The organism is Nocardioides sp., assembly GCF_034670285.1.
GTDB lineage: Bacteria > Actinomycetota > Actinomycetes > Propionibacteriales > Nocardioidaceae > Nocardioides.
On record NZ_JAXMNS010000424.1, the window covers coordinates 1 to 3,162 of the forward strand.

The 3,162-nt window shown below is 72.0% G+C and carries 2 protein-coding genes; one reads left to right on the forward strand and one right to left on the reverse strand.

Translation table 11 applies throughout. The annotated features are described in order from the left end of the window. A partial coding sequence (locus VOI19_RS17020) for an acyl-CoA dehydrogenase (protein ID WP_323794142.1) occupies positions 1-2,093 on the forward strand: 2,093 nt, incomplete at its 5' end. Positions 2,094-2,105: 12 nt separating this feature from the next. Here VOI19_RS17020 and VOI19_RS17025 read toward each other — a convergent pair. Further along, the coding region (locus VOI19_RS17025; RefSeq protein WP_323794143.1) for a PAS domain-containing sensor histidine kinase at positions 2,106-3,162 on the reverse strand (1,057 nt) is incomplete at its 5' end.

Genomic DNA, 3,162 nt, shown 5'->3' on the forward strand with positions numbered 1-3,162 from the left:
TCGGCTTCACCGATGAGGACGTCGTGGTGGCGTCGATCCTGCGCAAGTGGGGGTCGTCCCTCGGGGGCGTCGAGGTGGCCAGGGCCACCGAGACCGAGCCCTCCGAGACCTTCGCCGACAGCTGGAAGGCGGCCGGCGAGATGGGCGTGACCACGATCGGGCTGCCCGAGTCGGCCGGTGGTGGGGGCGGCTCGCCGCTCGACGTGGCCGTGGCCCTCGAGGCGTGCGCCCACGAGCTGGTGCCGGGTCCGTTGCTGGGCGCCGCGACCGCGGCCCACCTGCTGGCGGACGTCGACGACGTGGCCGGCGGTCTCGCCGACGGCACCGTTGTCGTGGGGATCTCGCTCACCCCGGCCCTGGACGCGGTCTGGGACGTCCCGTCCGCCACCCACCTCCTTCTCCCGGACGACGCCGACCGCTGGTCGCTGGTGCCCGTGGCCGCAGCCAGGACGACAGCCGGACTCGGCCTCGATCTCACGCGTCGCTTCGGCAACGCGGCGCTGTCGGACGACGCCGCGGGTGCGGCGATCGCCGTCCCGACCCTGACCGGCGAGGTCGTGCGTCGTACGGCGGTCACCTTTGCGGCAGCCGAGGCCGCCGGCATCGCCCGCTGGTGCCTGGCGACGGCGGTGGACTACGCGAAGGTGCGTGAGCAGTTCGGTCAGAAGATCGGTGCCTTCCAGGCGATCAAGCACCTGTGCGCCGAGATGCTCGAGACTGCGGAGTCGGTCACCGCCGTGGCCTGGGACGCCGCCAGCGCGTCCCTCGCAGCCGATGACGAGCAGTGGGCCTTCGCCACCGACGTCGCCGAGGCCGTCGCCTTCGACGGCGCCGTCGCCAACGCCAAGACCTGCATCCAGGTGCTCGGCGGAATCGGCTTCACCTACGAGCACGACGCCCACCTCTACCTGCGCCGCGCGCTGTCGCTGCGGGCGCTTCTCGGTCAGGCCGATGCCGCGGCGCACCGTCTCACCGCGCGTACCGTCGCGGGAGCGCGCCGTCGGGTCGACGTCGACCTCGCGGGCCGCGACGACGCGGTGCGCGACGACGTCCGCCGGCAGGTGGCGGCCATCGCCGCGGCGCAGGGGCCCGAGCAGCGCGCGGCGCTGGTCGACAGCGGCTACCTCGTGCCGCACTGGCCGACCCCGGCCGGGCTCGCGGCCGACCCGGTGTGCCAGATCGTCATCGACCAGGAGCTGGCCGCGGCCGACGTCGAGCGCCCCGACATCGTGATCGCCGGGTGGGCGCTGCCCACGATCCTCGAGCACGGTACCGACGAGCAGCGGGAGCGGTTCGTCCGTCCCTCGCTGCTCGGCGACCTCGTGTGGTGCCAGCTGTTCTCCGAGCCCGGCTCGGGCTCCGACCTGGCCTCCCTGCGCACGCGCGCCGAGAAGGTCGACGGTGGATGGCGTCTGTCGGGACAGAAGGTCTGGACGTCGGTCGCCGAGCGCGCCGACTGGGGCATCTGCCTGGCTCGCACGGAGCCGGACGCGCCCCAGCACAAGGGCATCAGCTACTTCCTGGTCGACATGAGGAACTCACCCGGGATCGACGTGCGCCCGCTGCGCGAGATCACCGGCGAGGCGCTCTTCAACGAGGTCTTCCTGGACGACGTCTTCGTGCCCGACGACTGCCTGGTCGCCGGCCGTGGCGACGGGTGGCGCCTGGCGCGCACGACACTGGCCAACGAGCGAGTGGCGATGGCGAGCAGCCGGCTGAGCAAGAGCACCGAGCGCGCCGTCGCGCTGGCCTCGACGCAGGACCTGACAGCGACCGAGCAGGTCCGCGTGGGTCACAGCGTCGCGCTGGCGACGGTGTGCTCGCTGCTGGGGGTCCGCACCGTGCTCCGTTCCCTGGCCGGCGGTGGGCCGGGAGCCGAGTCGGCGGTCGCCAAGCTGCTCGGCGTCCGCAACCGTCAGGACGGGTCGGAGCTCGTCGTCGAGCTCCAGGGCGCCGGCCTGGTCAACCCCTCGCCCGAGCTGCAGGCCGACGTGTGGGAGATGCTCAACACCCGGTGTCTCTCGATCGCGGGCGGCACCACCCAGATCCTCCGCAACGTCGCGGGGGAGCGGATCCTGGGGCTACCCCGCTGACTACCCCGCTGACTACCAGGCTGACGCTGCCGGCAGCTTGAGGCAGAAGCGCGACCCGGTCGGGACGTGCGGCTCGTACCAGACCCGACCGCCGTACGCGGAGGCCAAGGTCGCTGCGATCCACAGTCCGAGGCCGGTGCCCGAGGGTCGGCCGGCGGTGTGGTCGCCGCTGAACCGTTCGAACAACGCTGGGATCTCGGCCTCGGGGACCCCCGGTCCGCTGTCGGTGACCACGATCAGGGTCTGGTGGCCCAGGGTCGCGGCGCTGATCGTGATCGGGGCCTCGCCGTGCTTGAGGGCGTTGCGCACGAAGTTGCCGATGATCGACCAGCAGTGGGTGGCGTCGATGTGGACGGTCACGCCGGCGGAGATCTGCACCTCGACCTCGACCGCCCGTTGACCGAGATCCGGCAGGTGCTCGAGCACCAGGTCGAGCAGCACCTGCGGGGCCGGGTGGGGCTCGAAGACGCCGTTGTCGATGCGGCTCGCGTCGAGGTAGCTCTTGAGGTGCATGGCCATGCCGCTCGCGGCTCGCTCGATCCGCGTCAACCTCGCCCGTCGTTGGTCGTCGTCGGAGGTGTCCCAGGTCTCGCGCATCATCGTGAGGCCCGCGGAGATCCCTGCCACCGCGTTGCCGAGCTCGTGGTAGGTCACCGACAGGGCGTCGTCGAGGCGGGTGAGCTGGTCCGACAGCTTGTTGTCGGCGAGGTTCGTGGCGCTGGGCTGCAGCGTGACCGCCCAGACCTCGGCCCCGGCGAAGTCACTGCCGGCGTAGCGGGCCACTCGCATGTCGACCGACTGGACGACGCCCTCGCGGTCGACGATCTCGACCACCTGCGAGAGGTCCTCGCCGATCGGCAGCCCGAAGGGCCGCCCGACGAGCGAGCGCTCGTCGGTCCCGATGAGATGTCGGGCAGCGAGGTTGTCGTAGCGCACGATCCCGTCGGCATCGACGACCAGCACGCCGCTGAGGCGTCGCTGCACCTGGATCATGCTCGTCGGAGCCACCTGGCGCCCGGTCCCTGGGAGCGACATCAGCCCGGCCCACCGTTGGGGTCGAACATCTGCG